Raw genomic sequence first — 25,192 nt, 5'->3', positions numbered from 1 at the left:
AGCACCGTCATCGTTTTAATCGGCGGCGCCGTTTCGAGCGAAGATCAATGTCTGAGTGCGGCTGTGCCTTTTGTCGCAATGAAATAGAATTTAGTTTGCCACCAGATCTCCTGGATAGATTAGTGGCGGGTAGATGCGTCATATTTGCGGGTGCCGGAATCAGCACCGAGAATCGGACTTATTGCAAAACGACATTTTACGAACAGATTCAGGCAGAGATGGGCGTCTCAGATACAAGCTTAGATTTTCCATCTTTAATGACGGAGTATTGCGGCAGGGTCGATGGACGAATTAATCTTATAAAGAAGATACGAGAGCGAATTGAATATTTTCGTTCTTTTCGTGGATTCTATGTCCCAATGACCCGGTTCCATAGAGCGTTACGACCGCTTTATATGATCGAAGATGTGATCACAACAAACTGGGACGATTTCTTCGAGGAGGAAAGCGGACTCCGCCCATTTGTTTACGATCAAGATCTGCCATTTATAGAAAGCTCTAGTCGTCGCCTGATTAAAATACATGGATCAATCAGCAATGCTGGCTCGATTGTCGCAACAAAAGATGACTATAAGAAAGCGCTGCATCGCTTGGAAAAGGGATCGTTGGGGGCGTATCTCAAAACGCTACTATCAACAAAGACAGTAATATATATAGGATATTCATTAAGGGATTCAAATTATTTATCAATAATAAAATCACTTAACAAAATTATGGGAAAATTCTCGCGCTCTTCTTATTTCGTATCGCCAACTATAGATTATAATTACTTAAAGTCCCTAAACTTAAATCTCATTCCAATAAAAACAGACGGATCATTTTTTCTGGAGCAATTACGCTTACATATCAACGAGAATCTTTCTACACATCATCAGATAATAGATGAGGAGAGATTTAATTTTTGTGAGGATTTTCTTCTATATGTCAATGAGGCGCATAATTGTGCAGCGGATATATTTATTGAAACGCGCAAGCCAATCATGACCCTGGTGTTATCTTACCAAGACGGACTCCAAGACGCACTTATGAGGATCAAGGACACGCGCTCGAGTGGTGAATACTACAATTCGGAGCGCGTTAGATATCTTGTCGAGACCTATGAGACAAAAGTTAATACATATGCTTCCGAATCAAACTATTGGGATGCTTGTTACTGTCGCGGATATCAAAACGGCCTCCTTCTTCTACTAACAACCAATGAAAATAACACGCCTCCTTTAGTTGATCTATGCTTCACGAAAGACATAGATAGTGTTCCTAAGGCGCTTCGTCTCGCTCGAAAACGAATTCCAAGCGCAGTGCTGGAAGAAATAGAAAGAATAACCGCAAAAATTGGTGAGGGTCTCACTCCGGAGCATATCCCTTACGTTTAGCATTAATTGCTTACGCTTGCGACCGGAGCCAGCTCTATGAGGGTATGGGACGGCATCGATTAATAGATAAATATCTTCGCTGCCTCATCACCCTAAAGGCGGCTATCTTCTGAAGCCAAGCATCGGTCAGGAATATCGTCGCCGATGGCTATAGAATTTTCTAAATTGCCAGGCCTCTCCCGCATGAGGAAGAGCCCAAGTTTACCGCAACAGGCCCCCAGCTCAGATCTCCCGATTTCGAACACGAAATGGCGGGAAATCATCCATTTTGATTGAAATTGTTGCCACCAGCCATATCTGCCGTACTCCAAGCCATTTCGCATGAGTATCCGGCCTTTCGACGCATTCTATTGCTAAATCGGCCATCAGGGCATCGGCGATAGTAGTCCAGTCGCAGGAGGCACCATCCTGAAAACCGGCAACGATATCACGAGCATCCAGTATCTGCGCGCCATCGCGGCGATCTCCGTCCTTTGCTTCCATGTGAGCGAAACATACGGCCTGAACTTCAAGATCGGGGCGGCAGGCGTCGATATATTCTTCGTCATCAGCGGCTTTATCATGTGGGTTACGACGGTTGGAAAACCGATCGGCCCGCAGGAATTCATGTGGCGCCGGATCATCAGGATCGTGCCGCTTTACTGGATTGCGACATTGGCAACATTCGCCGTGGCCGTGTTGAAACCGCAGTTCTTCTTCGACACGAATTCGAGCGTCGGCAATCTGTTGGGCTCGTTGTTTTTCGTGCCTATTATCAAGGATGAAGCGCTCCAACCCGTCGTCGAACAAGGCTGGACCCTATCCTATGAGATGTTCTTCTATCTTATCTTTTCGGTTTCATTGCTCCTGCCGGAGTTCCGTCGGCTATGGCTCCTGATCGTGATCCTGGGGGCCGTCGTCATTGCGCATTTCCTGCTGCCCTACGGGTATGCCAGCATTTTTACGCAGCCTATCATTCTGGAATTCGCCGCTGGAATCGTCATCGGGCATCTGTGGAAGCAAGGATATCGGCTGCCCTTTCGCGTCGCCATAGGCTTGATGATCATCGGGGTCGTGCTGCTCGTTGCGAGTGACCCGCTGATCCATCTGGAACGCGCCGTGCGCTGGGGCATACCGGCAATGTTGCTACTATCGGGCGCCGTTTTCGCCGAGCGGGAACGAGGCGTGCCGCAGCTGGCATTCCTGCACTTCCTGGGGGATGCCTCCTATTCCATCTACGTTTGGCACGTCCTGACGGGCATCCTGGTCACGGCGCTGCTTTTGCGCCTCGGGGTGCCGCACGATATGCAGCCTATGCCTATCGCATTGGGTTCGCTGGCCTTTGCCATCGTTTTCTACTTGGGCATTGAGCGTCCGATACAACGAAAAATCAGATCGTCGCGCCCGCGGCCGGCCTATCGCAACTGAAGCATGAAAGTGGACGGTCGGATCACTCTGGACCCCAAAAGCCTCACCACCTGCATGTGATCGCGATGCGGATCGACCACTCTAGAAAACTTACGGCACCGCTCCGGATACTTTTGCAGTCGCATCGATAACGGGGCAGGATTGCGGCACCGGGCGATCGAACAGAAGAGCAATGCCGCAATCCGATGTGAACATCGCTTCGTCATCATGTCCCACGCCCGGCACCTCGACGACCTTCTGATTGAGATCGGATGGATGCCGCTGTCTCATATAGTCGAAATAGGTCAGCCCGCGCGCGAGCCGATACGGTCCCTGCGCCATTGCTCCGCAGGAGCGATCGATGAAATGGGTGTAGGGATTCGTGTCCGCCTGCCCCAGCAGATAGACGACATTGCGCGCGGCATATCTGTTTTCGAGGAGTTTCGGATCCTGTGTGGACACGTAAGGCGGTGCGCCGGTCAGACCATATCGCCATTGCGTCGCCTTTGGGCACGATGCCAACCCGGCCTGCTGATCTTGCAGGGCCGGTCGTTCGTTGTCGAAATAGAGATAGCTCGAGGGATTGGCGACGAGGTAGCGGACGGAGATGCCGGCGCTCGTCAAATCTTCGATCTCTCTTGCGGCCACGGCATAACGCTGGACCAATTGTGCTCCTGCCGAATGTCCCATCACCACGATGGTCTTCAGAGACGGATACAACCGACGATCGGCGAAATGCTTGAGCAGGGCATCAAGCGCGGCAAAAGAACTGATCGGCGCCGGCTGGCGCGCGGCCTCACCGCCTTTCCAGCCATTCTGCGTCCAGGCGAGCGTCTGCGCATTTAGTGAGAACGCGTCCACGTCAGGCCCTATCAGGAATTGCGGTGCGACTACCATCGTACCATCGGCGAGATCCCCCGCCTTCGCGAGCAGTTCCTCTCCGGCGGCGTAATAGGCATCGGCATTTCGGAGCGTGCCGTGAATTATGATCAGCACCTTCGTCACATCGGGCGATGCCGCTTCGATCGCATGATCCGCGTAGATGGGCAGCTCCCCTTTGCCATCAGGCGTGTCGAGGAGCAGGCGTTGATCCGCGATCTCCTTGACTGGTTCGTTGAGCCGCTGGTGTTCGGAAGTCGCATTGGCCAATTGAGCTTCGCCCGACATGCCGATGGCGATCAGCGCTGCGATCGTCAGTCGGGCGCAAACCCGGCCCTGAATGCTTCTCATAATCTTCATCTGTAAAACTCGGCTGAGACGGATGACAATGAATATAGCGACTTCCAACCACGCGGAAGACAGCCGGCGATCCGATCAAGCGCCTATCCTGCTGCTGGAAGTCATGCTGCTTGAACGAACGCGTGGGCAGAATCCGTCGCCCGGCGAAAGTTTCTCTCCCGTATGGCAAATAGGCGGACCGGAAATTGTCGCCCTTGAACGTCAGTTCGCGATCGATCTTACATCTCCGCCCGAAAAGCTGCGACAGAACGCCCGACCCGTGGCATAAGGCCCCCGAAAAACTTTCTTCGGGCCTCGCGTAACCATGATTCGTATCGAGAATATCAGCAAACAGAACAGCCATCGCATCCTCTTCATCGAGGCATCCGCTGCCCTCAACAGAGGCGAGAGCGTCGGTCTCGTCGGGCCGAACGGCGCCGGCAAGACGACGCTTTTCCGGATGATTACCGGACAGGAGCAGCCCGACGAGGGGCAGGTTTCCGTCGATAAGGGCGTCACCATCGGCTACTTCAATCAGGATGTCGGCGAGATGGAGGGGCGCAGTGCCGTCGCGGAAGTGATGGAAGGTGCCGGTCCCGTCAGCGCCGTTGCCGCCGAACTTCGCGAACTCGAAGCAGCGATGAGCGATCCGGACCAGGCCGACAGGATGGATGAGATCATCGAGCGCTATGGCGAAGTGCAGGCGCGTTATGAAGAGCTCGATGGCTATGCGCTCGAAGGCCGCGCTCGCGAAGTACTGGCGGGCCTGAGCTTCAGCCAGGAGATGATGGACGGCGATGTCGGCGCGCTGTCTGGCGGCTGGAAGATGCGTGTGGCACTGGCCCGCATCCTCTTGATGCGTCCCGACGTCATGCTGCTCGACGAGCCGAGCAACCACCTCGATCTCGAAAGCCTGATCTGGCTCGAATCCTTCCTGAAGGGCTATGAAGGCGCGCTGCTGATGACCTCGCACGACCGCGAGTTCATGAACCGCATCGTCACCAAGATCATCGAAATCGATGCAGGTAATCTCACCAGCTATTCGGGCGACTATGAATTCTACGAGCAGCAGCGCGCTCAGAACGAAAAGCAGCAGCAGGCGCAGTTCGAACGCCAGCAGGCGATGCTTGCCAAGGAAATCAAGTTCATCGAGCGCTTCAAGGCGCGCGCATCGCATGCTTCGCAGGTGCAGAGCCGCGTGAAGAAGCTGGAAAAGATCGATCGCGTCGAGCCGCCGAAGCGCCGCCAGACCGTTGCGTTCGAATTCCAGCCGGCGCCGCGCTCGGGTGAAGACGTGGCCGTGCTGAAGAACGTTCACAAGAAGTATGGCAGCCGCACCATCTATGAAGGGCTTAATTTCATGGTACGCCGGCGCGAGCGCTGGTGCATCATGGGCATCAACGGTGCCGGCAAATCCACGCTTCTGAAGCTGGTTGCCGGCTCGGCACAGCCGGATGAAGGCAGCGTGGCGCTCGGCGCCAGCGTGAAGATGGGCTATTTCGCTCAGCACGCCATGGATCTGCTGGATGGAGAGCGCACCGTATTTCAGCAGCTCGAACATGATTTTCCGCAGGCAGGCCAAGGCTCCCTGAGAGCCCTTGCCGGCTGCTTCGGCTTCTCTGGCGACGATGTCGAAAAGAAGTGCCGCGTATTGTCGGGCGGCGAGAAGGCGCGGCTTGTCATGGCGATCATGCTTTTCGATCCGCCGAACCTTTTGGTGCTCGACGAGCCGACCAACCATCTCGATCTCGATACCAAGGAAATGCTGATCGAGGCGCTGTCGCAATATGAAGGCACGATGCTGTTCGTCTCGCACGACCGGCATTTCCTGGCAGCGCTCTCCAATCGCGTTCTGGAGCTGACGCCGGAAGGCATTCACCAATATGCCGGCGGCTACACGGAATATGTGGAGCGCACCGGTTACGAAGCACCCGGCCTCAGAAGCTGATGACAAGCCGAACCAGCACTATTGCGTGTTCGTTGAGGGCGCGGCACCGGCATTGATGACGGCAACGGGGGCCGTCCTGCCCCGCACACGGATTTCGATGCGGCGTCGTGCCTCGACGGCGCCGCGCTGGCCCGAAGTGACGGTATCGCCGGGCAGGATCAGCTGCGCGGCGGACATCGGCAGGATCGTGGCATCCTTCAGCTTCGAATTGGCCTTCAGCACATTGGCTACGGCAATGGCGCGGGCAAGGCCAAGGCCGGCATTATCCGCGGGCAGCAGGGCCGATACGGGCAGCTTGCCATCCATGGCACTGATGATCGTATCGTCGAGATTGGATTTTTCGCGCGCCACCGGCTGCTCGTCGGTGTGGCCGATCACCTCGACGATATTGGCGCCGTAGAGGCTCAGGTTGCTGGCGATTTCATCTGTAATCGTCGTGCTGAGCAACTGTGCGAAAGTGCCTGTGAGCTCGGCGCTTCCGGATTGGAAATAGTTCTTCTTGGCATCGTCGAGATTGATGATGGGCGGCCAGTCGTGCATGCCGTTCCCGCCGCCATTGGTGGCCAGAAGCTTATTGACCGCATCGGGGGCTGTCGCGAGCGAGATGCCATGCTCCCTCAGAACGGCCGCGACCTTGGACAGCGATTGCAGATCGGCCGGGGTTGCGCCCTGGTCCGTCACGCTATCTAGCGCTTCTTTCGCCAGCACCAGCTCCCGCCATTGCTTGTCTACCACCGCCTTGTCGGCCGCTGTGAGATCGCCGGAGACGACCTTGGACTGGAGAAGCACAATCTCGGCCGCCTGCTCCGCCCGCTTCTTCTCCAGCACTGCGACCTGTTGCTCGACTTTCTCAAGCTTCCGCTCGACCTCGTAGCGCTTGTTTCTCTCCGCGGAAATCATGGCGGCGGCCACGAGCAGCAGGCAGAAGACCAGAAGCAGCATGGATTCGGCCATCGTCAGGCCAAGGATGAGGCCACGATTATAGCCCCTGTGCTCCAGTTTCGGCGCGTTGTCCGAGCCTCCAGCTACCATAGATGCCACCAGCGTTTTCGCTGCACGACTTCGGGCTCAGCAGCGATATCGCCATCGGGCTTCGGCAGCGGCGTTTGCCCCATCGCTTCGGCCACGCGACCGAGCGCCAGCTCGATATTGCGCAATGGCTGCAATTGCGCCTCCGACATCTCCCTGATGGCGGCGATGGCCGGTGCCAGCTCGGCGCGCACGACATCCTCCGGCGCGCGGATCTCGTCGAGCTTCCTGCCAACATTCTCGACGGCGGCGCCGAACGTGCCGATGATCTCGGACAGCTGCGAGGTCGTCGCCGTCAGCTGCGCGGCGGCATCGTTGATCGGCGTCACGGCCTGCTTCGCCAGCATTTCCAGGATCTTGTTGATCTCCTGGCCATTGCGTTCGGCCTGCCGCGCGATCTCCTCGAACCCTTCGGAGAGCATCTGGTTGCTGACGCGCCGGTAATGCGAGAATTCACGCGACGAGGAATCGAGTTCGGTGCGCACGCGCCGCGTCATCTCGGCAAGCTCATGGCGCACGCTGCGCTCGATGTCGATCGGATCTCTCCGCATCTGGTTGAAGAGAATGCGCAGCGTCACGCCGGCAATGGTCGAGGTGACGGCAATGCCGAAATTGCGGACGATGGTCTCGATCGATGTTTCGCCAGCAAAGAGATAGAGCGATACGCCAAGGCTCGAGAGGGTGAAGAGAAAACCCATGTAATAGAGGTTGTCGCCCGCCTGCTCGTTGTGCAGCCGGAACCCGGCAACGGCCAGCGACACGATAAAGTAGACCCCCATCAGCACGAGCGGCACGCCGGTCACGATGGGCAGCGACCAACCCATGAGCTTCGACGACCAGATGAAGATCATGCCGCCGACGGTGATGGAGGCGAAAAGCACCATCGGCCCGTAATCCCGGATGAGATATCTGGCATCGGTATTGGCCATCAGCGTATCCCCTCCAGCCGCACGAAGCCGCCAAAATCACCCTTGTTGTTCTTGATCCACTGCGCCCAGAAATTCGCAAGATCTTCCATGGTGAACTTCATGTTGGGCCTTTGAAAGGCGAGAATCTTGACCGTGACACCGCTCAGTGACGTGCGAAAGCGGTCGCTCGCAGGGCTGTTCTGGTATTTCTGATAGGAGACGCCATCCTTGTAATTAGAGAAGGCGGCGGTGTGCTCGATCATGTCAGAGGCGATGTAGAGGCGCTTCGGCAAGCCTGCCGGCGCGTTGGCGAAGACCTCCAGATTGATTTTCTGGATGGCTGCCATGATCGGCGACAGCCTGCCGGACTCGCCCGCGGTCAGCTTGCCGGCGATATCAGCGAGCGGCTTCTGGAAGCCCTTCTCCCACCGCGCCTGCGCCAGACGCGGATTGCTGGTCCATTCGTCGACATTCGCGCCGCTTCCAGGATTGCAGCCATGGAAGGTCTGGATCAGCTCCCCTTCCTTCTCAGTGAGCGCATAGATATCGATCGCGCCGCCGATTGGCACATCCGCAACGATCTTCTGGAACTGGTTGCGCAGATCGAGCGCCGTCGCATCGGCGATCGGATCTGTAACATCGAGGAGGATGGCCGTTTCCGCTTTCGGGCCATCAATCGGGCAGAGAGACGCCTGGTCAACGGCGACATTGCCGCTTGCCTTGTAGCGCAGCCAGCCATAGGCGCCGACTATCCCGAGGGACAGGACGGCGAGACAAACCGTTGCGATGATGAGGCCGGCGGATCCGCCGCGCCGGCTACGCCGCTTGCGTCGCGCCAAGGATGCTCTCCGGGAAAAGATTGTCGAGCTGATGGTATTTCTCGATGGCGCGCTCGAATTCGTCGCCGATCCGCTTGATCTGCTCCGACAATTCCGCCTGGGCGCTCTGGATGCGTGCGCCGAGTACCTTGTCGTCCCATTCTTCTTCGGTGCGAATGACAGGTGCCAGGCGCTCCATCTTGTAAGCGGTTTTGAAATAGGGTGGCTCCGCCTCTGTTCGCGCAGCACGGTTCGCATCGCGATAGGAGGTGAGCAGCACATTGGCGGCGCGCTCAAGATGGTTCTGGTGTTCGGCAAAGAGACCTGCGGTCCTGGCGCGATGCGCGATTATGGCAGCCGTTTCCTGCCGGCGCAGCGAGAGGTCGCGAATGATCTCCTCGATCTTGCTGTTGTGCTCGTCGCGGATCTCGCGGAGATCTTCGATCAGATCAAGCTTGCGGTCGATATAATTGTCCCTCGCGGCATCGAGACGTTTCTGCACGCCGGCAAAACCCGGATAGGGGTCCGTCAGATAACAGCCGTCGATGAAAGCGACGAGCGAGAACATCACACCAATGGCAAAGAGCATCCACGAGTTCAGCTCTTGCAGCCCGAGCGGTGCTGCCTTCAGACGCTGAATCACCTCGGCACCGGCTCCGCTCAGGATCGTCGCGGAGACCTCGCGATAATGCGCCAGCGCAATGTTGATCCCGAAGGCCACGGCGACATAGGCGACAAGCCCCAACAGACCGAGCAGCTTCAGTGCATAGGAGCGATGCACCAGAAAACGCACGCAGAAGAAAGAAAACATCAGCGCTGTGCCGATGTTCAGGAAGGCGAAGGCGGCCGCCTCGGTTACACCACCGACGAGACCCTGCTCGCTTCCCTTGGCCAGAAAGCTGCCGTTCATCACCATTTCGATGAGCACGAGGAAGACGATCAGCGAGACCTTGAAGCCCCATGCCGCACGGCTGGAAACCTTGGCGGCCCGCTGCAGCTTGTGCCTGGCCTTGAAGCCCACCATCTCGTCCTCGGCCGTCTTCAGCTTGCGGCGCAGGCCGTGAAGCTCGTCGACGCCGCTTGCCACTTCCGCCTTGAAATCCGAGACGCTTGACGCGTTCGCCTGGCGGATCAGCCCGAACTGCCCCTCGAAATCGAGGTTACGCAAGCGGCTGTCGAAGGTCTGGAACTGGTCTTCAAGGATCTGGTAGGAGCTTTTCTTCTCCGCCTCGACCCAGGCGACGATGCGCTGCTCCGTCTCATCATGCGATTGCGCATCCGGCGGCGGCCGGTTCTGACGCCCGGCGGCGGCTCCCTTTTCCTTCAGGTCGAGGGTCGCACCTAGCTTTTCGATATCGACGACGGGAAAAACGTCTGTCGACGCACGGAAATCATGGCTGGTCTCTCGAACGCTATCCCAGAGACGGTTGAGGGCTTCGAAACGCAACGATCTTCCCCGGCGAATTCATCAACTTAGAAAGGACAATTGAGAGATCGATATCGCACCGGTTGTCCGCGGTCCAGAGCGATGTGGCAGAGGTTAGGATGTGATTGTGGTAAAGACTAGCCCAAGCCTACGCCGAATAAAAAAGCCTCTTATTCAAGCCGCACAAGCATGGTGAAATTGCGAGAGACCCGTAGTGTGTCGAAAGGCTACGCCATTTTCAGTTTCAACTGCCGGTAATCGGATAAACCACTCGCCAAATTACGGTCCCGCCATATCTTGGCAGGGGCATGCGACTTCGTTCGGAGCATCAAGTCATGACGTCCTCTCCCTTCAAGAACATCTGTGTCTACGGCGCCGGCGCACTCGGCGGTGCGATCGCGGCCAAGCTCGCCTCCCCCAAAGAAAGCCAGACCAAGATTTCCGTCGTGGCGCGCGGAGTCCATCTGGAGGCTATTCGCGCTGGCGGCATAAGCCTGTGGGAAGCGGATGCGGACAGTCCTATCGTTGCGCAGATGACAGCAACCTCGGATTCAGGCGAGTTGCCGCCACAGGATCTCGTCATCACCGGCCTCAAAGGTCATCAGCTTGGCGCAGCCGCTCCGGGCATTGCGAAATTGCTACATTCTGGCACGCGCGTCGTCATGATCCTCAACGGCGTACCATGGTGGTATTTTCACCGGGATAGCCAGAGCGGTTACGCCGAACACCAGATAGAAGAGCTCGACCCGAACGGCGATCTCTGGCATCTGATCGGGCCGGAGCGCGTCATCGGCTGCGTCGCCTATCAGGGAGCGGAAGTCGTCGCACCCGGCGAGGTCAAGCTCGCCAACAACGGACATTTCATCCTTGGTGAACCTTCGGGAGAGACGACGGGCGATATCGAAGCCATTGCTGCGCTGCTGCAGCGGGCCGGCGTCAATGTTTCGATTTCCTCGCGCATTCGCGACGATATCTGGAGCAAGCTCATGGGCAACGCCGCCTTCAATCCGATCAGCGCGCTCACCCGCGGATTGATGTCCGATATCATGGACGATCCCGCGCTTGCGACTATGGTTGGTCAGGTGATGAGCGAGGTAAAAGCCGTTGCCGAGGCTCTGGGATCGCACATCGCCATGTCCGTGGAGGAACGTCTTGAGCGTTCCCGTCAGATCGGACCCGTCCGCACCTCGATGCTGCAGGATCTACTTGCCGGCAAGGCGTTGGAAATCACGCCTCTCGTGGGCGTCGTCGTCTCGCTCGGAAAGCTCGTGAATATACCGACGCCGGTCTCGACGACCATCCTGGCGCTGGTGAGGCAGCTCGACCGCAAGAACCAGCAAGGCGCCGAGTAGGCGGGTCGACTACGCCAGCCAGCTTTTCGATCCTCCGGCAGCGATCCACGGGCCAGCTTCCGGAGGAATTCCTGGCATGTCGGTTCTTTATATTCCACTTACTTCTTCGTCTTTGGCCCTGAATGGATTTCCTATGGGACCCGGCTCTACACTTGCGGTGGAATATGGAGATAGATCCCATGCTCGACACGCACGCACCCAATCTCACGGAATCCATCCGTGTTCTCGTTCATAACAGCGACGAGAAGCATCATCGCATTCCGGCATCGGCTGAAACAACGAAGAGACCGCGTAAGAACCAGCCTCGCTCGCGCCAGGTTCGGGAAAAGCGCACCTTTCAGGCCATGCTCGCCTTCGGCCTGCTGCTCGGCGCCCTCGAGCTTTTCATCGTGCTGCATTATCTCTGAGATTTCACAGACATGAGTAGACCGACTTTTCGAAGGCGTGTCGGCGGTGCGATCACCGCCCTCGTCGCGCCTTTTCGCGACGGCGTTTTCGATGGCGTCGATATGATGGCTCATATCGAGTGGCAGCTGCTAAGCGGGATCGATGGGCTTCTCGTCTGTTCGCTGACCGGCGAAGGCCCGACGCTGACCGAGGCCGAACGCGTGAGAGCCATCGAGATATGTGTCGAGCTTTCCGAAGACAAGGTGCCGGTCATCGTCGCGACCGGAACCAACGACACGAAGACGACGCTGGAGGAAACGATACAGGCACAGCGCCTTGGCGCGGATGCGGCCTTCGTGACGGTGCCCTATTATTCCAAGCCGACGCAAAAAGGGATCATCCACCATTTCGAGCAGCTGGCGGCGCGGACCGAACTGCCGATCATCATCCACAATCAGCCATCGCATACCGCCGTCGACCTCGCTTCGACAACGGTCGCGCGGCTTGCCGAAATTCGAGGGATTATCGGGATCGCCGACGACGGCTGCTATATCTCGCGCGTCGACCTCTGGCGGCCCTTCCTGCCGGAGCGGTTCGGCCTGTTCACATCCAACGACGCCAATGCGCTCGGCTTCACGGCTGCGGGCGGTCATGGATGCTTCTCCAGTGCGGCCAATATCGTCCCACGCCTCTTTCGATCCATGCAGCATGCGGCCGCGTGCGGCAACATCAGCGCTGCCCGATCCATCGACGAGCGCCTGCAGCCATTGTTCAACGCACTCGCCCGCGAGAGTGAGCCGGCGACGATCAAGCATGCCTTGTCACTAGCCAGAGATATCGAAGCGGAAGTTCGCCTGCCATTGGTCGGCGTCGGCACTGAGACAGCCGCGGCCATCCAGGCGGCAGTTGCTCCGTTTCAGCTTGATGGCAGCGGCCGGTTTGCCTCGCGCCATACCTATCGCCGGGGATTGTGAAATCGCTTCATCCCTATGAGATTTTTATATTTTTGCCGTTTCAGGCAAATGGAAAACCTAGCAGCCCCCTCATAGATTCAACAGCGTAGCACCGGAAATAGTCTTATCGGACCCGTAGTGCTGGTGACACTGAAAGGAACCATGATGTCACGCTACAGACAAGTCGGCCTATCTGCCGACCCTCTCCAACGCCCTCGCGCCGTCGCGTTTGCGCGCGACGAGCGTCACTTCTCTTCGGACGCATTGCTGGACGGAATTCGCTCCGTCGCTCCGCGCCTCGGACTTGTCCTCCTGGTCGCCGCCGCCCTGCAAATGGGGCTGCATCTGACCGGACACTGAGTGAAATCGAAGAGATCCAAGAGGAAATAACAATGGCAAACGCACAACATCTTCAACGTCGCTCGGCCCACAGCCCGCTCGCTCCGGCGCCGGCGCGTTTCATCATCGGTCGTGACCGCCGCGGCAGCTGGATCGTTCAGGACCGGCAAGGCCTCGTTGGCGGTCTGTTCCGCAATGAAGCGGCGGCCCTCCACTTCGCCGCCGAGGAATGTAACCACAATCCGGCCGACATCTGCCTGGCACCCGAAGGCGCCATCCTCGATCTGGATGGCTTTACCCTCGCCCCGTCAAACCTGCACTGAACTTGCCCTTGGCAGGCTTCGACAATATCCCGCCGAACGCTTCCTTAACCGCCCCAAGGTAAGCTTTCGCCAGATATCCATAGAACAGAAGACAATGTCGAAGCCTGCCTTCCGCTATAGCCACTACGATCTCGGAGAACAGCGCGCCGGAACGGTGATCGAAATCACGCTCTCGGCCATTGCCAATGTCAGGCTGATGAACGGCTCGAATTTCGAGCGCTTCACCGAAACGCTGAAGCATCAGTTTCTCGGCGGCGTTGCCAAGAAATCGCCGATACGGCTGGTCATTCCGGAGGCTGGCCATTGGCATCTGGTGGTCGATATGGAAGGTCATAAGAGCCTGGCGGAATCGAGCGTCAAAATGGTGGACAGGGTAACCGTTCCACGCATGCAAAAAGCATAGCGGCAATCCGTCACCGCCAGGTGATATATGGACTAGCGCTCGCCACGCTCCTTACGCAGCTTCGCCCACCAATCCAGCCGCTTGCGGATTTCACGCTCGAAGCCCCGTTCCGGCGGATCGTAGAAGGTCTGGCGACCCATCTTCTCCGGAAAGTAATTCTGCCCTGAAAAAGCATCCGGCTCGTCGTGATCGTAGCGATAGCCGTCGCCATAGCCTTCCGTGCGCATCAGCTTCGTGGGCGCGTTCAGGATGTGTTTCGGCGGCAGCAGCGAGCCATTCTGCTTGGCGGCCTGGGTCGCCGCCTTGAAGGCCGTGTAGACGGCGTTGGATTTCGGGGCGGTGGCGAGATAGACGCAGGCCTGCGCCAACGCCAATTCACCCTCAGGCGACCCGAGATAATCATAGGCATCCTTGGCAGCATTGCAGATAACCAGAGCCTGCGGATCGGCAAGCCCGATATCCTCCACCGCCATGCGCACCAGCCGGCGTCCGAGATAAAGCGGATCCTCGCCGGCATCGAACATGCGGGCGAGATAATAGAGCGCGGCGTCCGGGTCGGAGCCACGAACCGATTTATGCAGCGCAGAAATCAGATTGTAATGCCCATCCTGCGCCTTGTCATAGACCGGAGCGCGGCGCTGGACGATCTTGACCAGCATATCGGGATCGAAAAGCTCGTCCTTGCGCGCGGCACGCCAGACCTCTTCCGCCAGCGTCAGCACCGAGCGGCCATCGCCATCCGCCATGCGGATCAGGCTGGCACGGGCATCCTCCGTCAACGGCAGCGGCTTGCCCTCCACGGTCTCGGCCCGGCGCAGCAGCTCTTCCAGACTTTCCTCGTCGTGCGAATGGAAGGTCAGGACACGGGCGCGGGATAAAAGAGCGGCGTTGAGTTCGAAGGATGGATTTTCGGTCGTCGCTCCCACAAGAATGACAGTACCGTCCTCCATCACAGGCAGGAAGCTATCCTGCTGCGCGCGATTGAAGCGATGTATCTCGTCGACGAACAGCAGGGTCTGGCGGCCATCCATGCGGCGCAGACGCGCCGCCTCGAACACCTTCTTCAGATCGGCCACGCCGGAGAAGATTGCCGAAATCTGTTCGAAGGCGAGGCCCGCCTCGCCCGAAAGCAGCCTTGCAACGGTCGTCTTGCCGGTGCCGGGCGGTCCCCAGAAGATCATCGATCCAAGCGAACCCGCCTCGATCATCCGACGCAATACACCATCCTCGCCGGTCAGATGTTCCTGACCGGTGACTTCGGCCAGTGTTTGCGGCCGCAGGCGATCGGCGAGAGGCCGCTTGTTGGCGACCTCCTCCGGTATCCGCGGTGCAAACAGATCATCGCTCATCGGAAGAACTGCCTGATACGCTGGCCGTCACGCTCGATCTCGACGCGCCAGAAGCTGGGGTTTGACGTGACGGTCTTCTGAAGGATTTCCGTGGTGTTGATCGCGACGCCATTGATGGAGATGACGATATCGCGGGCGGCAAAACCAAGCCGGTCAGCCGGCGAGTTCTGCTTCAGGCTCTCGATGACGACGCCGGTGGAATCCGGCGGCATATGGAGATCATCGGCAACGCGCGGCGAGAGATTGGCAACGGTCGCGCCGGAGAAAGGATTGTTGCCGTCGATCACCCGCTCGTCGCGCGGTGTCGATTCGGGCGCTGCGGCCAGCGTCATCGTGGCCTGATGTTCCTTTCCGTTATCCAGCACCGTCAATGCCACCGTCGCGCCGAGACCGGCCGTCGTCAGGCGATAGCCGAGCGCATCGGGATGCTCGATTGAGATATTGTTCAGGGCTGTGATCACTTCGCCGGGCTTGAGGCCGGCCTTGGCCGCAGGCCCGCCATCGACCACCTTCGTTACCAACGCACCGCGCACCTTGTCGAGGCCGAGTGCTTCGGCGACGTCCGATGTCACCGGCTCGAAGGAGGCGCCGATATAGGGGCGCTCGAAGGCTTTGTCGCCGCGATCGGCAGCGGCAAGGAAGACCTTGACCAGATTGGCGGGGATGGCAAAGCCGATACCGTTGGAGCCACCCCCTTGGGAGAAGATCGCCGTATTCAGCCCGATCAGCTCGCCGGTCATGTTGACGAGCGCACCGCCCGAATTGCCAGGGTTGATCGAGGCATCGGTCTGGATGAAGAAGCCGACCTCGTTCTTGACCTGGTTACGGGCAAGCGCCGAGACGATACCGCTCGTGACCGTCTGGCCCACGCCGAAGGGATTGCCGATTGCGAGCACGAGATCACCGACCTCGATGCCGTCGGAATTGCCGAGCGGCAGAACCGGGAAGCTCTCGTTCTTCGACTGGATCTTCAAGACGGCGAGATCGACGCGATCGTCCTTCAGTACGACCTTGCAGGGAAATTCGCGGCCGTCCGAAAGCGCGATCTTGATATCGTCAGCACCATCGACGACGTGGTTGTTGGTGATGACGGTGCCATTCGCCTCCACGATGACGCCGGAGCCGAGTGAAGACTGCTTCTCGGTGCGATTCGGCATGCGCTGACCGAAAAACTGCTCGAAGAAGGGATCGCCGGCGAAGGGCGACTGACGCTGCACCACACGCTCGGCATAGACATTCACTACGGCGCCGGAGGTCTGCTTGACCAGCGGAGCGAAGGAAAGCTGCATCTGCGTCTGGCTTTGCGGCAGCGTCTTTGCCGTTTGAGCCTCAGCGGAAAGCGGCATCGCCATGACGAGGGCAATCATCGAAACGGCAGTGCGCTTCAGGAAGACATGCATAGAAATTTCCCTTTTTAATTCTCTTTAAACAACGTTGTAGCGCCCGACGCTAGAAAGAAAAGAGGGCGGAACCATGAAGCATAAATGGAAGCTGGCGACGATAAAAAACAGGCTCGCCGAACAAAAACATGCTGTGATGCATTTCGCGTTGGGAATCGTCAAAAGGGAACCAGACATGCGATTGAACCATCTTGCCGCCGCCACTTTCCTCGTCTCTATGGGCATGGCCGGTGCCTCTCACGCCGCCAGTTTCGATTGCGAGGCGCAGAACCTGAAGCCGGACGAGAAGACGATCTGCGACGTGAGGGCGCTCAACGATGCCGACGTGAGAATGGTGACGACCTTCGACCTGCTTTCGGGGCTGCTTGCCATGGGTGCGCGCGGCACGATGCAGGACCAGCAGACCGAATGGCTGAAGAAGCGGCAGGCCTGCGAGGCGGATGTCGCCTGCTTGAAGACGTCCTATGAGGAGCGCCTGAAGGTGCTGAACGACACCTACAAGCAGATCAATCGGCCGCTGTAAGGAATTGGTTCGAAAGGTTTGCGGGCTTGACCGGACAAAGTCCCCTCTCCCCGCATGCGGGGAGAGGGTCAGGGTGAGGGGCAAACGCAGGAACGGCAAGCTGTGCCATCGCGATGGAATTCGAAAAGCCCCTCATCCGCCCTCTCGCAGCCGAGCTCCGCTCGACCGCTCAAGTCCACCTTCTCCCCGTTTCACGGGGCGAAGGGGCTTTGTTACTTCCCACCCAAATCCCGAACAGCACCACGGTCAGCACTGGTTGCGAAAGCGGCATAAGCCTTCAAGGCCGTGGTGACGTTGCGCTTGCGCGCTTCCGCCGGATGCCAGCCCTTGGCGTTCTGCGCTTCGCGGCGAGCGGCAAGTTCCTTGTCATCAACGCGCAGGTTGATGGTGCGGTTCGGGATGTCGATGTCGATCATGTCGCCTTCGCGCACCAGGCCAATCGTACCGCCATTGGCCGCTTCCGGCGAAGCATGGCCGATCGACAAACCCGAGGTGCCGCCGGAGAAGCGGCCGTCGGTGATTAGCGCGCAGGCCTTGCCGAGACCCTTCGACTTCAGGTAGCTCGTCGGATAGAGCATTTCCTGCATACCGGGGCCGCCCTTCGGGCCTTCGTATCGGATGACGACCACGTCACCCGCCTTCACTTCGTTGCTGAGGATGCCTTTGACGGCCGCGTCCTGGCTTTCGAAGACCTTGGCCGGACCGGAGAACTTCAGGATCGATTCATCGACGCCGGCCGTCTTCACGATGCAGCCGTCAAGCGCCAGATTGCCCTTGAGGACAGCAAGACCGCCATCCTTGGAGAAGGGATGCTCGACGGAGCGGATGACGCCCTTCTCGCGGTCCGTATCGAGTTCATCCCAGCGGGAGCTCTGGCTGAAGGCGATCTGGGTCGGAACCCCGCCCGGAGCCGCGCGGAAGAATTCGCGTACGCTTTCGCTGTTGGTACGGGTGATATCCCAACGGTCGATGGCGTCGCCGAGCGTTTCGGCGTGAACCGTCGGGCAATCGCGGTTGATGAGGCCGCCCTTATCGAGTTCGCCGAGAATCGACATGATGCCGCCTGCGCGGTGCACGTCTTCCATGTGAACGTCGCTCTTGGCAGGCGCAACCTTGGACAGGCACGGGACGCGGCGCGACAGCGCGTCGATGTCGGCCATGGTGAAATCGACCTCGCCTTCGTGCGCAGCTGCCAGGATGTGCAGAACCGTGTTGGTGGAGCCGCCCATGGCGATATCGAGCGCCATGGCGTTCTCGAAGGCCTGCTTGGAGGCGACGGAACGTGGAAGGATGGAGGCATCGTCCTGCTCGTAGTAACGGCGGGCGAGGTCGACGATGAGATGGCCGGCCTCGACGAAGAGGCGCTTGCGATCGGCGTGGGTGGCAAGCGTCGAGCCGTTGCCCGGCAGCGACAGGCCGAGCGCTTCAGTCAGGCAGTTCATCGAATTGGCGGTGAACATGCCCGAGCACGAGCCACAGGTCGGACAGGCGGAGCGCTCGATGACCTGGACGTCCTCATCGCTGATCTTGTCGTCGGCCGCGGCAACCATGGCGTCGACGAGGTCAAGCGCGACCTTCTTGCCATGGAGAACGACCTTGCCGGCTTCCATCGGGCCACCGGACACGAAGACCGTCGGGATATTGAGGCGCAGCGAGGCCATCAGCATGCCGGGGGTGATCTTGTCGCAGTTGGAAATGCAGACCATGGCATCGGCGCAATGGGCGTTGACCATGTATTCGACGCTATCGGCAATCAGCTCGCGCGACGGCAGCGAATAGAGCATGCCATCATGGCCCATGGCGATACCGTCGTCGACGGCGATGGTGTTGAATTCCTTGGCAACGCCGCCGGCCGCCTCGATTTCACGCGCGACGAGCTGGCCGAGATCCTTGAGGTGAACGTGGCCGGGCACGAACTGGGTGAAGGAGTTGACCACCGCAATAATAGGCTTGCCGAAATCGCTGTCCTTCATACCCGTCGCGCGCCAAAGGCCGCGCGCGCCGGCCATGTTGCGGCCGTGGGTGGTTGTTCTGGAACGATAAGCTGGCATGGTGTCTTCCTCGTCATCCTGGAATTTGCGCGGCGTCGGGCATGGGCCAAAGGTTTCAGGCCAAAGGGGCGCCGGCAACTCCGCTTTTTGGAATTGTCCTAATCCAATCATGCAGTACTGTCACTATCAACTCGGGCGAATCCGGTACGCTGCCGGGCAAAGGCCGCGTCCAGGCAAACAAGTCGCTCGACCAAAGTTGGGAACGGAACAGGCCGATCACAAGCGCACACAAAAAGTTGCTTTCACTTCCGAAGAAATGCCTGCCTAAGAGTGTAACAAAACCTGTGTCCATTGCGTATCGCTCATATCGAAGCTGCTATCGCATAAAGGAATCGTTCCATGGCCGCCTATCGCCCGCCGAAAATCGCATCCTCCGAGATTACACCCCGCTCGATCTATCTGAAGCGCCGCGACTTCCTAACGGCAGCAGGGGCCGGCATCGGCATGGCGGCTATCGGCGGCAAGGCGGCGCTGGCCGAGGCACTGACGGCGACCAAGAGCAATTATACGGTCAATGAGAAGCTGACGCCGATCAAGGATGTCACCACCTACAATAATTTCTATGAGTTCGGCCTCGACAAGGCCGATCCGGCCAACCTCTCGGGCAAATTCAAGCCACGTCCCTGGACAATCAAGGTCGACGGCATGGTCAACAAGCCCGGCACGTTCGATGTCGATGCCTTGATCAAGGAATTTCCCCCGGAAGAGCGCGTCTATCGCATGCGCTGCGTCGAGGCCTGGTCGATGGTCATTCCATGGGACGGCTTCCAGCTCTCCGCCCTGCTCGACAAGGTGGAGCCACAGGGCAGCGCCAAATATGTAGCCTTCGAGACGGTGGTGCGACCTGAAGAAATGCCGGGGCAGTCGGGCCTCCTGCAATCCCTGAACTGGCCCTATGTCGAGGGCCTGCGTCTGGATGAGGCGCGCAACCCGCTGACGCTGCTTGCCGTCGGCCTCTATGGCGAGACCCTGCCCAACCAGAACGGCGCGCCTATCCGGCTCGTCGTGCCCTGGAAATATGGCTTCAAGGGCATCAAGTCGATCGTCCGCATCACGCTCACCGACAAGCAGCCGATCAATACCTGGCAGGCGACGAACAGCCAGGAATATGGCTTCTATGCCAATGTCAATCCAGCCGTCGATCATCCGCGCTGGAGCCAGGCGACCGAACGCCGCATCGGCGAAGGCGGCTTCTTCGGCTCCAACCGCCACCCCACCCTGCCCTTCAATGGCTATGCCGATCAGGTCGCCAGCCTCTATAGCGGCATGGATCTCAGGGTGAATTTCTAATGGCCCTCTCCTTCGCTCTTCCCAAGCGCTGGCAACCCGCCTCCGTCTGGGCGCTCTACTTTGTCGGGCTTTTACCGGCGGCCTGGGAATTCTATCTTGGCGCTACCGATCAGCTCGGCGCCGATGCGGTGAAAACCTTCGAGCTCTTCCTGGGCCTGTGGGCGATCCGCTTCCTACTGCTGACGCTTGCGGTGACGCCGCTTCGCGATCTCTTCGGCTGGAACTATCTGCGCTATCGCCGCGCGCTCGGCCTGCTCTGTTTCTATTACGCCCTGATGCACCTGACCGTCTATATGGTCCTCGACCAGGCGCTCGACGTACATGCCGTCATCGACGACGTGCTGAAGCGGCCCTTCATCATGTTCGGCATGGCGGGCCTCCTCATGCTGTTGGCCTTGGCTGTCACCTCGAACAATTTCTCGATCAAGCGTCTCGGCAAGAAATGGATCTGGCTGCATCGCCTCATCTATATCATCGCCGCCTGCGGTGCTCTGCACTTTGCGCTATCGACCAAGGTGCTGTCGCTGGAGCAGTTCATCTATATCGGCCTGCTGATCGCCATGATCCTCTACAGGTCCTACCGGCCGATCATGATGGAGAGGCGCCGCGCGGGGCGCAAGCCGGCTGCGGCGTCGAGTTCCAGAGCGGCTTGAGACGGCCGCCGTGCCTGTTCCAGTGATGGTTATTCGGCGGCGCTGGCGATCTTTGCCTGGCTCTGTTCCTGCACCTCGACGGTTGCCGTCAGGCCGGCGATCAGTTTCGTGCCGTCGGGAACCTTGTCGAGCGCGATGCGCACCGGCACGCGCTGCGCCAGGCGTACCCAGCTGAAGGTCGGGGTAATATTGGCAAGCAGGCTGCCGGAGGTGCGCTCGCGGTCCTCGATGCCGTAGGCGATGCTCTCGACGTGGCCCGTCAGCTTCTCGGCCTGGCCCATCAGATGGATATGGACCTCATCGCCAATCTGGATGCGCGGCAGCTTGGTTTCCTCAAAATAGCCCTCGACACGAAGGGAATCGCTGTCTATGAGCGCCACCTTCGCAGTGCCCGCAGAGACATAATCGCCCGGACGCAGGCTGAGGTTCGAGATCGTGCCGTTGACGGTGGCGCGAACCTCGGAGCGGTCGAGATTGAGCTGGGCGAGTTCGCGATTGGCGGTCGCCTGACGAACGGCGGCTTCATCCTGCTGCACGGTGGTCAGCGCCTGTTCCTTCTGCTGTAGAGAGGCGGCATCGCCGAGGCGCGCCTGCCGCGCGCTTTCACGCTGGGCCTGATCGAGAGCCGCCTTGCTGCTGGCAAGCGCCGCATCCGCCTGTTCGAGAGCGATGGCAAAGCGATCGCGATCGACGCGGAAGAGGACATCGCCCTTCTTGACGGTCTGGTTGTCCTTGACGAGGACCTCGCTCACCAGGCCGGAGACGTCAGGCGCAATGCCGACGACATCGGCCCTGAGGCGCGCATCGCGCGTCCACGGCTCGTCCATGTAATGGCCCCAGAGCTGGCGGCCGACATAGACGGCGGCAACGACGAAGATGAGAGTGACAGCCACACGGCCGATGAGTTTTAACGCGTTCATGTGAAGTACCAACGGGAGACTGAGGAGACGGCGCCGAGCAGCAGGACATAAAGCGCGAGATCGAAAAGACCGCGATGCCAGACCAGAGTGTAGACTCCGATCCATGCGAGCAGACGTCGAAGGATGATGACGATGAACAAGGTCAAGAGCATGAGAACGAGAAGGCGCGGGATATAGACGCCATAAAGATCGAATTCTGCGGGCATGATATTACTCGGCGGCAATGGGATGTGGTGGGGTTATGTCCGCTACGGGCGGTCGCCAGCTCGCCGGCGGTTCGGAATGCGGGAAGAGCGCCCGGCGAAGGCCGACCAGTGCATCGAGGCTCGCCCGAGCGGATTCTCGCTTTTCCTGCGCAACGGCTTCTAGGCTATGGTCGATCGAGGCGCGCAGGTCATCGGCCGGATCTACGGCCCGTTTTGCCTTCAGCCGCGAACGATAGAAATCCGATACGCCGATGAGCACTTCGCTGACGGATGCAGCGGCAGCCGGTTTCAGCTGGCCACGCTCTTTCTGCAGCATCAGCACGTTGAAGCCGAGACGGACATCGGCATAGCCATCGACCTTCTTCAGCTCTCGGTCCTCAATGCCTGCAAGGCGGGGCACGAGCTGGCCCAGGCGGTCGAGGATGCGGCCGGAGAGCCGTTCATGATCGGCGCGGCGGATACCGGCAGCAGTTTCGGCCAGATCTCTCCAGCCGGCCCGGACCAACCGCCAAGCGGCAAGCTCAGAACCGAAGGGACGGGTAAGCAAGGTCCAGACCAAGGCGAAGCCAACACCGGCCAGAGCGGCGATCGCACTGTTGGTGAAGCTGGCGAAATCGGCGGTGTAACGATCCTGCAGTGCAATGAAACTTGCACCGTTTACCGCCAGCAGCATGCCGAGCATGTTGGTTTGCGGGCGGGTAATCAGCAGCCCCATCACCAGGAAGGGCGGTGCAAAGACCAGCACCAGCATCTCGAAACCGGAAATCGACGGCAGCACCATGAAGATATAGACGGAGGCGATAACCAGGCTCACCGCAGTCCAGATGAACATGGTGGTGATGAAGGGGGCGGGACGATCGAGCGCGGCGAAAAACGAGCAGGCAACGGCCACCATGGCGATGAAGCCGGCACCATCCGCCCAGCCGGAATAGATCCAGAAGAAGCAGGCGACGGCAATCCCGGCGATGACGCTACCGGCAGAGAAGGCAAGTAGGGCGTAATCATAATGCCTGCTGCGACCGACGACATTGCGGTAGCGGAAGGCGGGGCGCCAGGTGCCGACCTGCTGCCCCGAGACGATCTCAGCGCGCAGCGTCAGGCAATCCTGCCACAAGTCGACAATTTCCTTGAGGCGAGCAAGCGCGCTCGACCGGACGAGATCGTCCCAACCGATATCGAGGTCGTGCTCCTGCAACTCCTCGATCTTCCGCGACAAGGTCTCAGCGGTCTCATCGGCCTTGCCACGACCACCCTGCCTCAGCCAGTCGGCCACCTCGTTCAAAACACCGACCAATTCCTGCGGTAACGGCTTGCCACCGGCCTTCAAGGCGTGCAGGCGGTCGGCAAGGGAGGAAAAGAGCGGCAGCAGCATCAGCAGGCGGCCGCGCAGCTCGCGCGAATGTCTCACGATGTCACGGCTGCCGGCATCATAGCGCAACTGGCTGATGACGAGATCCAGGCCGGAAACGTCGGCGGCAAGCTTCTGCCGCTTCAAGGGAGTTGCGGGCGAAGCGCCCTCGCCGCGCAGGATCTCATCCGCCCAGGTGCCTGCGTCATCCAGCCAGGAACCTATGCGCTGACCGAGCACGGTGCCGACGCTGCTCGGAAAGACGACGGCGCTTACCACGCTAGCGCAGACGATGCCGATAATAATCTCCTCGGAGCGGGCAAGCGCCACATCGAAAATGGTTTCGGGCGAGCCGACGGTCGGCAGCGCGATCAGCGGCAAGGTATAGCCGGCCAGCATGAAGACATAGCTGCGAGAGGTGCGATCGAGCATCGAGATGAACAGCAAAGTGCCGGTCCAGAGCGCTACCACGATCGAAAGCAGTTCAGGCGCATTGACGAAGAGTGGGATGAGAATGACCGACGCGGTAGCACCGATAAGCGTGCCGAGCGCGCGGTAAAGTCCCTTGGAACTGGTTGCGCCGGCAAGAGGATTGGCAACCACATAGACAGCGGCCATCGCCCAATAGGGACGCGGCAGATCGAGCGACAAGGCGATGAACAGCGCCATGATCGCAGCAATGAAGGCTTTGACGGAAAATAACCACTCACGCCAGGATGGAACGCTCATGAGACCTTCTCCGGCTCCGGTTCGACGGCCTTGGATGCCTCAAACTCCTCGAAAGCCTTCAGGACGCGAACCGCGGCTTCGATATCCGCAGGGTCGACATTGGCAAGGATCTTGCCACGCAGCTCATCAAGTACGTCTTCCATACGGGAAGCCAGCTTTTCGCCCTCAGGCGTCAGCCACAGGCCCTTCGCGCGCCGATCCGTGGGATCATCCTTGCGGATGACAAGTTCCATGCCTTCGAGCTGATCGATCAGCCGAACCAGAGACGGGCCCTCGATGCCGACACAGGTGGCGAGCACCACCTGCCGCACTCCTCCCCCCAGGCGGCCGATCCAAAGCAGCGGCGCGGCCACCGCCTCGGATATGCCATGGGAGCTCAGCGCAAGATCGACAGCCCGGCGCCATTGGCGGCCGGTGGTCAGCAGATTGGCGGTGAATATACGTTGCAGGGCGTTTGACGAGTTCATGAGAACCTATTAGCACTAAACTAATTAGGATTCAAATTATTATCATCGAAAGCGCTATTCTAAATGGGAAATGCAGCTATGCGCTCAACGATAGCCAAGACAGTAATGAGGTCGAGATTGCAGGCGTGGAGATCGGCCCAGCCACTCGACCCGTCTTTCATCGATCGGCGTTGCTCAGATACCATTCGTCTTCACGGATGGCGACAGAGGCTGCATGACGCGCCAGGAGATGCTCCTTCATGTCGTCACGCATGGAGGCTACCACAGAGGCGAGATCGGTCGACTTCTAGCGCAGCTCTCCATTACACCGCCCTGGGACACGCTTGCCGTTCATCTTCATCGTAGCGAACCCGCGCGCAGGCTGGCTGCGGCGGCTGAATGAGCTCGCGCCCT

The 25,192-nt window shown here is 59.1% G+C and carries 25 protein-coding genes and 1 pseudogene; 13 read left to right on the top strand and 13 right to left on the bottom strand.

Annotated elements, in window-relative coordinates:
- Nucleotides 1-47: 47 nt before the first annotated feature.
- The gene (locus ACK83U_RS05765; RefSeq protein ID WP_112610079.1) at nucleotides 48-1,373 is read left to right on the top strand and encodes an SIR2 family protein; all 1,326 of its coding nucleotides are present in this window, start codon (nucleotides 48-50) and stop codon (nucleotides 1,371-1,373) included.
- Between the two features lie 222 nt (nucleotides 1,374-1,595).
- Here ACK83U_RS05765 and ACK83U_RS05760 read toward each other — a convergent pair whose 3' ends face one another.
- Nucleotides 1,596-1,856: a hypothetical protein gene (locus ACK83U_RS05760; RefSeq protein ID WP_112610077.1), complete on the bottom strand. Its 261-nt coding sequence runs from the start codon at nucleotides 1,854-1,856 to the stop codon at nucleotides 1,596-1,598.
- Between ACK83U_RS05760 and ACK83U_RS05755 the strand changes: the two genes are divergently transcribed.
- Nucleotides 1,857-2,780 (top strand): acyltransferase family protein, encoded by a 924-nt coding sequence (locus ACK83U_RS05755; protein WP_412474804.1) that lies wholly within the window; start codon nucleotides 1,857-1,859, stop codon nucleotides 2,778-2,780.
- 90 nt (nucleotides 2,781-2,870) lie between these two features.
- On the opposite strand, the gene ACK83U_RS05750 is transcribed toward ACK83U_RS05755, so the two are convergent.
- A complete protein-coding gene (locus ACK83U_RS05750) occupies nucleotides 2,871-3,989 on the bottom strand; it encodes an alpha/beta fold hydrolase (protein ID WP_412474803.1) in 1,119 nt (372 codons plus the stop codon).
- Between the two features lie 313 nt (nucleotides 3,990-4,302).
- Between ACK83U_RS05750 and ACK83U_RS05745 the strand changes: the two genes are divergently transcribed.
- Nucleotides 4,303-5,925, top strand: coding sequence for an ABC-F family ATP-binding cassette domain-containing protein (locus ACK83U_RS05745; protein WP_112610069.1), 1,623 nt, complete (start codon nucleotides 4,303-4,305; stop codon nucleotides 5,923-5,925).
- Between the two features lie 18 nt (nucleotides 5,926-5,943).
- Here ACK83U_RS05745 and ACK83U_RS05740 read toward each other — a convergent pair whose 3' ends face one another.
- Genes ACK83U_RS05740 through ACK83U_RS05725 form a run of 4 tightly spaced genes read right to left on the bottom strand, consistent with a single transcriptional unit; the run spans nucleotide 5,944 to nucleotide 10,127 of the window.
- Nucleotides 5,944-6,957 (bottom strand): OmpA family protein, encoded by a 1,014-nt coding sequence (locus ACK83U_RS05740; RefSeq protein ID WP_112610067.1) that lies wholly within the window; start codon nucleotides 6,955-6,957, stop codon nucleotides 5,944-5,946.
- Entirely contained in the window at nucleotides 6,951-7,883 is a 933-nt protein-coding gene (locus tag ACK83U_RS05735) for a hypothetical protein (protein WP_112610065.1), read from the bottom strand. The genes ACK83U_RS05740 and ACK83U_RS05735 overlap by 7 nt, the downstream gene beginning before the upstream one ends.
- The gene (locus ACK83U_RS05730) at nucleotides 7,883-8,701 is read right to left on the bottom strand and encodes a hypothetical protein (protein ID WP_112610063.1); all 819 of its coding nucleotides are present in this window, start codon (nucleotides 8,699-8,701) and stop codon (nucleotides 7,883-7,885) included. The genes ACK83U_RS05735 and ACK83U_RS05730 overlap by 1 nt, the downstream gene beginning before the upstream one ends.
- Complete coding sequence (locus tag ACK83U_RS05725; protein WP_112610061.1) at nucleotides 8,679-10,127, bottom strand: hypothetical protein; 1,449 nt, start codon at nucleotides 10,125-10,127, stop codon at nucleotides 8,679-8,681. Before ACK83U_RS05725 ends, ACK83U_RS05730 begins: the two co-directional genes overlap by 23 nt.
- Before the next feature lie 314 nt (nucleotides 10,128-10,441).
- Here ACK83U_RS05725 and ACK83U_RS05720 point away from each other — a divergent pair, with 314 nt between their 5' ends.
- The 6 genes from ACK83U_RS05720 to ACK83U_RS05695 all read left to right on the top strand — a co-directional run bounded on the left by ACK83U_RS05720 (nucleotide 10,442) and on the right by ACK83U_RS05695 (nucleotide 13,863).
- Nucleotides 10,442-11,458: a 2-dehydropantoate 2-reductase gene (locus ACK83U_RS05720; protein ID WP_112610059.1), complete on the top strand. Its 1,017-nt coding sequence runs from the start codon at nucleotides 10,442-10,444 to the stop codon at nucleotides 11,456-11,458.
- A gap of 179 nt (nucleotides 11,459-11,637) precedes the next feature.
- Nucleotides 11,638-11,865, top strand: coding sequence for a hypothetical protein (locus tag ACK83U_RS05715; RefSeq protein ID WP_041677368.1), 228 nt, complete (start codon nucleotides 11,638-11,640; stop codon nucleotides 11,863-11,865).
- A gap of 12 nt (nucleotides 11,866-11,877) precedes the next feature.
- A complete protein-coding gene (gene dapA, locus ACK83U_RS05710) occupies nucleotides 11,878-12,819 on the top strand; it encodes a 4-hydroxy-tetrahydrodipicolinate synthase (RefSeq protein ID WP_112610057.1) in 942 nt (313 codons plus the stop codon).
- Nucleotides 12,820-12,963: 144 nt separating this feature from the next.
- On the top strand, nucleotides 12,964-13,158 hold the full coding sequence (locus tag ACK83U_RS05705) for a hypothetical protein (protein ID WP_162708076.1): 195 nt from the start codon (nucleotides 12,964-12,966) through the stop codon (nucleotides 13,156-13,158).
- A gap of 32 nt (nucleotides 13,159-13,190) precedes the next feature.
- On the top strand, nucleotides 13,191-13,460 hold the full coding sequence (locus ACK83U_RS05700) for a hypothetical protein (RefSeq protein WP_112610053.1): 270 nt from the start codon (nucleotides 13,191-13,193) through the stop codon (nucleotides 13,458-13,460).
- A 94-nt stretch (nucleotides 13,461-13,554) separates the two neighbouring features.
- Entirely contained in the window at nucleotides 13,555-13,863 is a 309-nt protein-coding gene (locus ACK83U_RS05695) for a DUF1883 domain-containing protein (RefSeq protein ID WP_112337455.1), read from the top strand.
- A 32-nt stretch (nucleotides 13,864-13,895) separates the two neighbouring features.
- Here ACK83U_RS05695 and ACK83U_RS05690 read toward each other — a convergent pair whose 3' ends face one another.
- Both ACK83U_RS05690 and ACK83U_RS05685 read right to left on the bottom strand, forming a co-directional pair.
- Nucleotides 13,896-15,212, bottom strand: coding sequence for a replication-associated recombination protein A (locus ACK83U_RS05690; RefSeq protein WP_112337456.1), 1,317 nt, complete (start codon nucleotides 15,210-15,212; stop codon nucleotides 13,896-13,898).
- Nucleotides 15,209-16,612, bottom strand: a complete 1,404-nt coding sequence (locus tag ACK83U_RS05685; RefSeq protein WP_112337457.1) for a DegQ family serine endoprotease — start codon at nucleotides 16,610-16,612, stop codon at nucleotides 15,209-15,211. The genes ACK83U_RS05690 and ACK83U_RS05685 overlap by 4 nt, the downstream gene beginning before the upstream one ends.
- 175 nt (nucleotides 16,613-16,787) lie before the next feature.
- On the opposite strand from ACK83U_RS05685, the gene ACK83U_RS05680 reads away from it, so the two are divergent.
- Nucleotides 16,788-17,135 (top strand): hypothetical protein, encoded by a 348-nt coding sequence (locus ACK83U_RS05680; RefSeq protein WP_112610327.1) that lies wholly within the window; start codon nucleotides 16,788-16,790, stop codon nucleotides 17,133-17,135.
- Nucleotides 17,136-17,347: 212 nt separating this feature from the next.
- On the opposite strand, the gene ilvD is transcribed toward ACK83U_RS05680, so the two are convergent.
- Nucleotides 17,348-19,186: a dihydroxy-acid dehydratase gene (ilvD, locus tag ACK83U_RS05675; protein ID WP_112415942.1), complete on the bottom strand. Its 1,839-nt coding sequence runs from the start codon at nucleotides 19,184-19,186 to the stop codon at nucleotides 17,348-17,350.
- Between the two features lie 339 nt (nucleotides 19,187-19,525).
- On the opposite strand from ilvD, the gene msrP reads away from it, so the two are divergent.
- Both msrP and msrQ read left to right on the top strand, forming a co-directional pair.
- Nucleotides 19,526-20,476: a protein-methionine-sulfoxide reductase catalytic subunit MsrP gene (gene msrP, locus ACK83U_RS05670; protein WP_112610051.1), complete on the top strand. Its 951-nt coding sequence runs from the start codon at nucleotides 19,526-19,528 to the stop codon at nucleotides 20,474-20,476.
- Nucleotides 20,476-21,129 carry a protein-methionine-sulfoxide reductase heme-binding subunit MsrQ gene (gene msrQ / locus ACK83U_RS05665; protein WP_112610049.1) on the top strand — a complete coding sequence of 218 codons (654 nt, stop codon included), beginning with the start codon at nucleotides 20,476-20,478 and terminating at the stop codon, nucleotides 21,127-21,129. Before msrP ends, msrQ begins: the two co-directional genes overlap by 1 nt.
- A gap of 29 nt (nucleotides 21,130-21,158) precedes the next feature.
- Here the strand turns inward: msrQ and ACK83U_RS05660 are convergent, their stop codons facing one another.
- From ACK83U_RS05660 to ACK83U_RS05645, 4 genes are read right to left on the bottom strand one after another with little or no spacing between them, the layout of a single operon-like run.
- Nucleotides 21,159-22,049, bottom strand: coding sequence for an HlyD family secretion protein (locus tag ACK83U_RS05660; RefSeq protein ID WP_112610047.1), 891 nt, complete (start codon nucleotides 22,047-22,049; stop codon nucleotides 21,159-21,161).
- On the bottom strand, nucleotides 22,046-22,255 hold the full coding sequence (locus ACK83U_RS05655; RefSeq protein WP_112610045.1) for a DUF1656 domain-containing protein: 210 nt from the start codon (nucleotides 22,253-22,255) through the stop codon (nucleotides 22,046-22,048). The genes ACK83U_RS05660 and ACK83U_RS05655 overlap by 4 nt, the downstream gene beginning before the upstream one ends.
- A 4-nt stretch (nucleotides 22,256-22,259) precedes the next feature.
- The gene (locus ACK83U_RS05650) at nucleotides 22,260-24,332 is read right to left on the bottom strand and encodes an FUSC family protein (RefSeq protein WP_112610043.1); all 2,073 of its coding nucleotides are present in this window, start codon (nucleotides 24,330-24,332) and stop codon (nucleotides 22,260-22,262) included.
- Nucleotides 24,329-24,799 carry a MarR family winged helix-turn-helix transcriptional regulator gene (locus ACK83U_RS05645; RefSeq protein WP_112399790.1) on the bottom strand — a complete coding sequence of 157 codons (471 nt, stop codon included), beginning with the start codon at nucleotides 24,797-24,799 and terminating at the stop codon, nucleotides 24,329-24,331. Before ACK83U_RS05645 ends, ACK83U_RS05650 begins: the two co-directional genes overlap by 4 nt.
- Nucleotides 24,800-24,977: 178 nt before the next feature.
- Here ACK83U_RS05645 and ACK83U_RS05640 point away from each other — a divergent pair.
- A pseudogene (locus ACK83U_RS05640) lies at nucleotides 24,978-25,181 on the top strand (DinB family protein); the annotation flags it as partial.
- Nucleotides 25,182-25,192 lie beyond the last annotated feature (11 nt).

Origin of the sequence: Rhizobium sp. WW22 (assembly GCF_047041135.1) — a bacterium.
Classification (GTDB): domain Bacteria; phylum Pseudomonadota; class Alphaproteobacteria; order Rhizobiales; family Rhizobiaceae; genus Rhizobium.
This window is presented reverse-complemented; position numbering and strand designations above follow the sequence as displayed.

Coding starts and splice junctions, on each gene's coding strand:
- ACK83U_RS05765 (WP_112610079.1), top strand. CDS start 48: ATGTCTGAGTGCGGCTGTGCCTTTTGTCGCAATGAAATAGAATTTAGT.
- ACK83U_RS05760 (WP_112610077.1), bottom strand. CDS start 1,856: ATGGAAGCAAAGGACGGAGATCGCCGCGATGGCGCGCAGATACTGGAT.
- ACK83U_RS05750 (WP_412474803.1), bottom strand. CDS start 3,989: ATGAGAAGCATTCAGGGCCGGGTTTGCGCCCGACTGACGATCGCAGCG.
- ACK83U_RS05745 (WP_112610069.1), top strand. CDS start 4,303: ATGATTCGTATCGAGAATATCAGCAAACAGAACAGCCATCGCATCCTC.
- ACK83U_RS05740 (WP_112610067.1), bottom strand. CDS start 6,957: ATGGTAGCTGGAGGCTCGGACAACGCGCCGAAACTGGAGCACAGGGGC.
- ACK83U_RS05735 (WP_112610065.1), bottom strand. CDS start 7,883: ATGGCCAATACCGATGCCAGATATCTCATCCGGGATTACGGGCCGATG.
- ACK83U_RS05720 (WP_112610059.1), top strand. CDS start 10,442: ATGACGTCCTCTCCCTTCAAGAACATCTGTGTCTACGGCGCCGGCGCA.
- ACK83U_RS05715 (WP_041677368.1), top strand. CDS start 11,638: ATGCTCGACACGCACGCACCCAATCTCACGGAATCCATCCGTGTTCTC.
- dapA (WP_112610057.1), top strand. CDS start 11,878: ATGAGTAGACCGACTTTTCGAAGGCGTGTCGGCGGTGCGATCACCGCC.
- ACK83U_RS05705 (WP_162708076.1), top strand. CDS start 12,964: ATGTCACGCTACAGACAAGTCGGCCTATCTGCCGACCCTCTCCAACGC.
- ACK83U_RS05700 (WP_112610053.1), top strand. CDS start 13,191: ATGGCAAACGCACAACATCTTCAACGTCGCTCGGCCCACAGCCCGCTC.
- ACK83U_RS05695 (WP_112337455.1), top strand. CDS start 13,555: ATGTCGAAGCCTGCCTTCCGCTATAGCCACTACGATCTCGGAGAACAG.
- ACK83U_RS05690 (WP_112337456.1), bottom strand. CDS start 15,212: ATGAGCGATGATCTGTTTGCACCGCGGATACCGGAGGAGGTCGCCAAC.
- ACK83U_RS05685 (WP_112337457.1), bottom strand. CDS start 16,612: ATGCATGTCTTCCTGAAGCGCACTGCCGTTTCGATGATTGCCCTCGTC.
- ACK83U_RS05680 (WP_112610327.1), top strand. CDS start 16,788: ATGCGATTGAACCATCTTGCCGCCGCCACTTTCCTCGTCTCTATGGGC.
- ilvD (WP_112415942.1), bottom strand. CDS start 19,186: ATGCCAGCTTATCGTTCCAGAACAACCACCCACGGCCGCAACATGGCC.
- msrP (WP_112610051.1), top strand. CDS start 19,526: ATGGCCGCCTATCGCCCGCCGAAAATCGCATCCTCCGAGATTACACCC.
- msrQ (WP_112610049.1), top strand. CDS start 20,476: ATGGCCCTCTCCTTCGCTCTTCCCAAGCGCTGGCAACCCGCCTCCGTC.
- ACK83U_RS05660 (WP_112610047.1), bottom strand. CDS start 22,049: ATGAACGCGTTAAAACTCATCGGCCGTGTGGCTGTCACTCTCATCTTC.
- ACK83U_RS05655 (WP_112610045.1), bottom strand. CDS start 22,255: ATGCCCGCAGAATTCGATCTTTATGGCGTCTATATCCCGCGCCTTCTC.
- ACK83U_RS05650 (WP_112610043.1), bottom strand. CDS start 24,332: ATGAGCGTTCCATCCTGGCGTGAGTGGTTATTTTCCGTCAAAGCCTTC.
- ACK83U_RS05645 (WP_112399790.1), bottom strand. CDS start 24,799: ATGAACTCGTCAAACGCCCTGCAACGTATATTCACCGCCAATCTGCTG.